The organism is Actinomycetota bacterium, assembly GCA_040754375.1.
In the GTDB taxonomy this organism is placed as follows: Bacteria; Actinomycetota; Acidimicrobiia; order Acidimicrobiales; family AC-14; genus JBFMCT01.
Window position 1 is genome coordinate 1 of the sequence record JBFMCT010000078.1, and the last position, 6,150, is coordinate 6,150.

Genomic DNA, 6,150 nt, shown 5'->3' on the forward strand with positions numbered 1-6,150 from the left:
CGCGCCGGGCCGGGGCCGGGGCCGGGCCCGGGGGGGACGCGGGGGGCCGGCCGCCGGGGGCGGGGCCAGGCGGGTGGGCCTGGGCCACACGGCGGCGTCGTCGGCCAGGTCGGCCACCCGGGGCTGGCGCACGCCCGGATGGAACAGGGTGAACAGCACCACGGCCAGGGCGGCCACCATGAACGGCACGACGGCGTTGCCCTGGTTGGTGTAGGTGGGCACGAGCACGACGCCCGAGAGGATGGCCGTCCAGGCCCACAGGATGAGCACCGACCGGCGGGGGCCGTGGCCCAGGGCCATGAGGCGGTGGTGGAGGTGGTCTTTGTCGGCCTCGGACAAGGCCACCCGTTTGACGGCCCGGCGCACGATGGCGAACCCGGTGTCGACGAAGGGCACCCCCAAGATGATGAACGGGATGACCAGGGGGGCGAAGAAGAAGTAGGTCTGGCCGCTGAACTGGTCGGCCGTGCGCCCCCCTACCGAGATGGTGGCGGCCGCCATCAGCAGGCCCAGCAACATGGCCCCGCCGTCGCCCATGAACACCTTGGCGGGGTGGAGGTTGTGGGGCAGGAACCCGATCGACAGCCCGCAAGCGATGGCCACCGCCATGGGGGCGATGGTGGTGGCGTCGAGCAGGCCGACGTCGAGCAGGCGCCACGAGTAGAAGAAGAAGGCCCCCCCGGCGATGGCCATGACCCCGGCGGCCAGGCCGTCGAGACCGTCGATGAGGTTCACGGCGTTGGCCGTGCCCACCACCCACAGCACCGTGAGCAGGAAGCCGACGTCGGGCGAGAGCACCACGAAGTCGGCGAACGGGATGCGGAAGTAGAACATCGTCACGCCGAACAGGGCCAGCACCGACCCGGCGAACACCTGGCCGGCCATCTTGGCCGGGGCCGACACCTCCCGCACGTCGTCGAGCACGCCCACGGCCAGGATCACCACGGCCGCCAGGACCAGGCCCAGGGGCTCGGACGAGTTCTCGAACACGGCGGCCAGGTCGGGCAGGACAGAGGCCACGGCCACCGCCGCCAGCAGCCCGGCCAGCATGGCGATCCCGCCCAGGGTGGGCGTGGGCCGCAGGTGGACCCGCCGTTCGTCGGGCTTGACGACCGCTCCCCAGCGGATGGCCAGGCGCCACACGACGGGCGTGAGGGCCCACGTCACGAAGGCGGCCACCCCGGCCACCACCGCGTAGGACACGAGTACCCGTGTGCCTCCCGCCACTGGTGGGGCCCTAACCCGGGTAGGGGGTGAACTTGGAGCAGAGGGTGGCGGCCGCCTCCCGGACCTCGGCCAGGGCGGCCTCGTCGTCGCGCCGGCGCAGGGCGGTGCCGATGAGGGCGGCGATCTCGGCCATCTCGGGCTCGGCCATGCCGGCAGTGGTCACCGCGGGCGTGCCCAGGCGCAGCCCGCTGGTGACGAACGGCGAGCGGGGGTCGTCGGGGATGGTGTTCTTGTTCAGGGTTATCCCGGCCCGGTCGAGCACGTCCTGGGCCACCTTGCCCGTCAGGTCGGGGTCGAAGGGGCGCAGGTCGACGAGCATGAGGTGGTTGTCGGTGCCCCCCGAGACGAGCCGGAAGCCCTCGCCCTCGAGGGCCGCGGCCAGGGCCCGGGCGTTGCGCACGACCTGGGCGGCGTACTCGGCGAACGGCGGCTGGAGGGCCTCCCAGAAGGCGACCGCCTTGGCCGCGATCACGTGCATCAGGGGGCCGCCCTGGAGCCCGGGGAACATGGCCTTGTCGACGGCCTGGGCGTGCTCGGAGCGGCACACGGCCGCCCCGCCCCGGGGCCCCCGCAGGGTCTTGTGGGTGGTGAAGGTGACCACGTCGGCCACGGGCACGGGCGAAGGGTGGACGCCGCCGGCGATGAGCCCGGCGATGTGGGCCGCGTCGAAGATGAACAGGGCGCCGACCTCGTCGCAGATCTCCCGGAAGGGCTCGGGGTCGATGACCCGGGAGTAGGCCGTGGCCCCGGCGATGATGGCCTTGGGTCTCTCTCGGCGGGCCATGTCGCGCACCTGGTCGAGGTCGAGGCGCTCGTCGTCGGGCCGCACCCCGTAGGACACGAACCGGAACAGCTTGCCGCTGGCGTTGACGGGCGAACCGTGGGTCAGGTGGCCGCCCTGGTCGAGGCGCATGCCCATCACCGTGTCGCCCGGCTCCAGCAGGGCCAGGTAGACGCCCAGGTTGGCGTTGGCCCCCGAGTGGGGCTGGACGTTGGCGTGCTCGGCCGCGAACAGGGCCTTGGCCCGCCGCCGGGCCAGCTCCTCGGCCTCGTCCACCACCGCGTTGCCGCCGTAGTAGCGCTTGCCCGGGTAACCCTCGGAGTACTTGTTGGTCAGGACCGAGCCGGTGGCGGCCATGACGGCCGGCGACGTGAAGTTCTCCGAGGCGATGAGCTGGATGGTCGTGTTCTGGCGCTCGACCTCGCGGTCGATGATGGCGAAGAGGTCGTCGTCGCGGGGGCTCTCGGCCAGGCCCATCAGGCGGACGCCTCCTCGGTCTCGATGCCCGTGATCTCGTCGATGCGGCGCTGGTGGCGGCCACCTTCGAACTCGGCGCCCAGGAAGGCGTCGATGGCGTCGGAGGCGGCCTGGGGGCCGGTCAGCCGGGCGCCCACGCACACCACGTTGGCGTCGTTGTGCTGGCGGGCCATGCGGGCCGAGGTGGCGTCGTGGACCACGGCCGCCCGCACCCCCCGCACCTTGTTGGCCGCGATGCCGATGCCGATGCCCGTGCCGCACACGCACACGCCGTAGTCGGCCTTGCCGGCGACCACCGCCCGGCCCACGGCCGCCCCGTAGTCGGGGTAGTCGACCGACTCCTCGGAGTGGGTGCCGATGTCGTCGACCTCGTGGCCGGCCGAGCGCAGGTGGCCGGCCAGGTGCTGTTTGAGCTGGTAGCCGGCGTGGTCGGAGCCGATGACGATCCTCAGCGGTGCGGTCACGGGGTCACCGTCTCCTTTCGTGGTCGCCCCACACGAGCCCGACCATCTCGTCGACCAGCACCTCGAGGTCGGCGACCATGCGCTCGTAGGCGGGGCGGGGCAGGCCGATGGGGTCGGCGACGTCGTCAGAGGGGGAGGCGCCCATTAGGCCGCCCACCGTGCGGCCGGCGTTGACATTGTCGAGCCACCGGTCGAGGGTCTGGCCGGGCAGGCGGTGGCCGACCTCATGGCCCCGGCGGACCAGTTCCTTGAGGGTGAACGTGCGGGGGAAGACGGTCGGGACCGTCACCACCGCCTCGCGCACGTGCTCACGAGCCATGGCCACGATCAGATCGGCCCCCTCCAGCATGGCGGCGGTCATCGTGCGGCTGCGGTGGGCAGCAATGTCGATCCCCCGCTCGCTGAGCACGTCGACCCCGTGGGCACTGGCCGCCAGCCCGCTGCGCAGCAGGCCGGCGGAGTGGACGTGGGCTTCGATGCCGGCCTTCTCCAGCCGCCGGCGCAGAAGCGCCTCGGCCACCGGGGAGCGGCAGATGTTGCCCGTACAGAGAACGAGGATGTCGATGGGGCGAGTCTACCGACGGCCGCGGCCGGCCCCCAGCCACCGCACGGCCGCCCCGGGGCGCAGGGCCGAGGTGCTCAGGCGACCGGCTGGGAGAGGCGGCGGCGCTTGCGGGCCGACGTCGCCACCACCGCGCCGGCGGCCACCAGCACCACGGCCAGGGCCACCGTGCCCAGCAGGCCGGTGCCGGTGAAGGCCAGGATGCCCCCCGAGCCGGCCGCCACCTTGGTCGCGCAGTTCACCCCGAAGGTGGTCGTGTGCACCACGTCAGCGGCCGCTGATGCGGACACGCCCCGGGCCACGATCGAGTTCGTCCCGCACACGGCCGGCACCTTGACCGGGTTGTCGATCTCCAGCAGGGTGGGCGAGACGATGTTGACCAGCACGTCGACCGTGCCGGCGGCTGACGCCCCCTTGGCCCCGACGAACTGGCCGTTGACCGACACGTTCACGGGCGTGCCCGGCGTCCACAGGCACGTCGGCGACAGGGTGACGGTGAAGACCGTGCCCACGGCGAAGGTTCCCGCGTCGACGGAAGTCACGGTGGCCGGGCACGGCCCCGGTGGCGGGTAGCCCGGCTGGGCCGACGCCGGGGCGGCCAACGCCATCGTCCCGGCCGCCAACAAGGTGACCGCCGCCAGTGAAGTGCTGCGTCCCATCCAAGGACCCCTTTCGGTGCCCGCCACATCTTCGGTAACCCAGCCCCTCCGCCGGGGATTCTAGGCAGAACCGCCGGGCCTCAGCGCGAAACGGGCCAGGAAAGGGTCAGGGAGCGGTCCCACGTACCCTTCCAGCGCTCGTCGACGCCCGCTCGCCACCGGCCGGGGTCGAGGGTGACGGTGAGGGGCACGGGGTGGGCCCGGGGCTGGGGGACGAGGCGCAGGGCCAGCTGGCCGTCGCGCACCGCCCCGGGCACGGTCACGGGGCCCAACCGCACCGTCGCCGACTGCCCGGCCCCCACGGCCACCACCCGCTCGGTCAGCTCCAGGCCCGACTCGCTCACCGAGCCGGCCACCTGCGAGCCCACCGGCGACCACAGCAGCACCCAGCCCACGTAGTCGCCGGGCGCCCCCGTGAAGCCGTCGGGGCCCAGCCGGTAGGAAGGGGCGGCGCCCACCGGTGCCCGGTTCTCGATGGTCAACGTGGGCCACACCACGGCGTCGCCCCCGGGCGTCAGCCGCACGTCGAGGTGGACCTCGGGGTGGACGAACCAGTCCAGCTTGGTGGCCGTGCGGTTCTGGACGGCCAGGTGGAAAGTCCGGGCGGCCACCTCGGGGCTCTGGCCGGCCACCGGCCCCCCAGCCAGGCCGGCCCGCTCGAACGTGCCCTGCTCGCCCGGGTCCGCGCTCCACAGCCGCAGGTGGCCGCCGCCGGCTGCCCCGCCCAGGCTCTGGCCCAGGGCCATGGCGTCGCCGGCCGAGCCCAGGCGCTCGACCACGGCCCCCGTGAGGTCGGCCAGGCGGTCGCGGCGGCCGCTGGTGTCGGCCAGCGGCGGCAGGCCCTCGTACTGGTCGTGGAGCAGGAACTGGGCGGCGTTGGCGGCCGTGAGGGCGCCCGGGGCCGCCGGCCCACCCCCGGGGCCGGCGGGCGGGACGTCCACCGGCCCCAGTGCGCCCAGCAGGGCGGCCAGGGCGGGCACGTCCACGCCGATGACCCCGTCGACAGCCGTGCCTGTGGCCTGTCGGTACATGGCGGCCATGGCCGCCCCGCTCAGCGCGAAGTCGGCGGTGGCGTTCACCGACTGCCACGTCTGGGTGGGGAACAGGGAGCCGAACACGGCCTCGGTGCCCGGGGGCAGGGCGACGTCGGCCGGGGCGTCGAGGGTCAGGTCGAGCACCGAGCCCGAGCGTTCCAGGGAGAACCGGCCGCCCTCGACCCTCAGCACCCCGTAGGACGCCACCAGGCCCTGGTCGCGCATCTCGGCGTTGTTCTGGACGGCGATCAGGTGGCGGCGCGGGCCGGCTGCGCCCAGGAACCCCCGGGTCGCCTCGATGGCCCCCGCGGCCCCCTCCAGGCGGCCGGCCGTCGACCGCAGCAGCTCGTCGAGGTCGTCGCGCGCCGCGGCCAGCGGGGGGACCAACCCGTCCGACCCGCGGTCGAGCCGGGCCAGCGCCGAGCCGCCTCGCTCGGCCTCGGCGGCCAGCAGGCCCAGGGCGTCGAGGGGGACGGTGGAGCCCTCCACGGCCGCCCCGGCCGCCGCCTGGTCGATGCCGGCCACCATCGACGACAGCACCCGGGCCGCGGCCGAGGCGTCCCCGGCCAGGCCCAGCAGGCCGGCGCGCTGCTCCCGCCCGCCCGGTACCCACCCGATCAGTGAGAGCGGCCGGGACGCCTCCAGGTCGCGGCCGGCGGCTTCGGCGCCTTCGGCGGCCGCGGCCAGCAGGGCGGCCAGGTCGGTGCGCCCCTGCGGGTCGGCCAGCACGGCCGGGCCGGCGACGGCCTGCACCAGCGTCTGGCGGACGTCCTCCAACTGTTCACGGGCCCGGTCCGTGTCGCGCCAGGCCATCAGCACAACGGCCGAGGCCACCACCACGGCCGGGGCGACGACTGCCCCCACGGCCCGCAGCCAGCGGCCCACCCGCCCCCGTGGTCGGCGGCGCGAGCGGCTCCGCGCCCGCCCGAAGGCCTGGCCCCGCCCG

The 6,150-nt window shown here is 74.5% G+C and carries 6 protein-coding genes; all 6 read right to left on the reverse strand.

Annotated features, from left to right (window positions below; all coding sequences use genetic code 11):
- The coding region (locus tag AB1673_17215) for an MraY family glycosyltransferase (protein MEW6155697.1) at positions 1 to 1,227 on the reverse strand (1,227 nt) is incomplete at its 3' end.
- Between the two features lie 10 nt (positions 1,228 to 1,237).
- Positions 1,238 to 2,479: a serine hydroxymethyltransferase gene (gene glyA, locus AB1673_17220; protein MEW6155698.1), complete on the reverse strand. Its 1,242-nt coding sequence runs from the start codon at positions 2,477 to 2,479 to the stop codon at positions 1,238 to 1,240.
- A gap of 5 nt (positions 2,480 to 2,484) precedes the next feature.
- The gene (gene rpiB, locus AB1673_17225) at positions 2,485 to 2,937 is read right to left on the reverse strand and encodes a ribose 5-phosphate isomerase B (GenBank protein MEW6155699.1); all 453 of its coding nucleotides are present in this window, start codon (positions 2,935 to 2,937) and stop codon (positions 2,485 to 2,487) included.
- A gap of 16 nt (positions 2,938 to 2,953) precedes the next feature.
- Positions 2,954 to 3,514: a hypothetical protein gene (locus AB1673_17230; protein MEW6155700.1), complete on the reverse strand. Its 561-nt coding sequence runs from the start codon at positions 3,512 to 3,514 to the stop codon at positions 2,954 to 2,956.
- A gap of 74 nt (positions 3,515 to 3,588) precedes the next feature.
- Positions 3,589 to 4,170 carry a hypothetical protein gene (locus tag AB1673_17235; protein ID MEW6155701.1) on the reverse strand — a complete coding sequence of 194 codons (582 nt, stop codon included), beginning with the start codon at positions 4,168 to 4,170 and terminating at the stop codon, positions 3,589 to 3,591.
- 80 nt (positions 4,171 to 4,250) lie between these two features.
- Positions 4,251 to 6,150: DUF4012 domain-containing protein (locus tag AB1673_17240; GenBank protein ID MEW6155702.1), on the reverse strand; the 1,900-nt coding region annotated here is incomplete at its 5' end.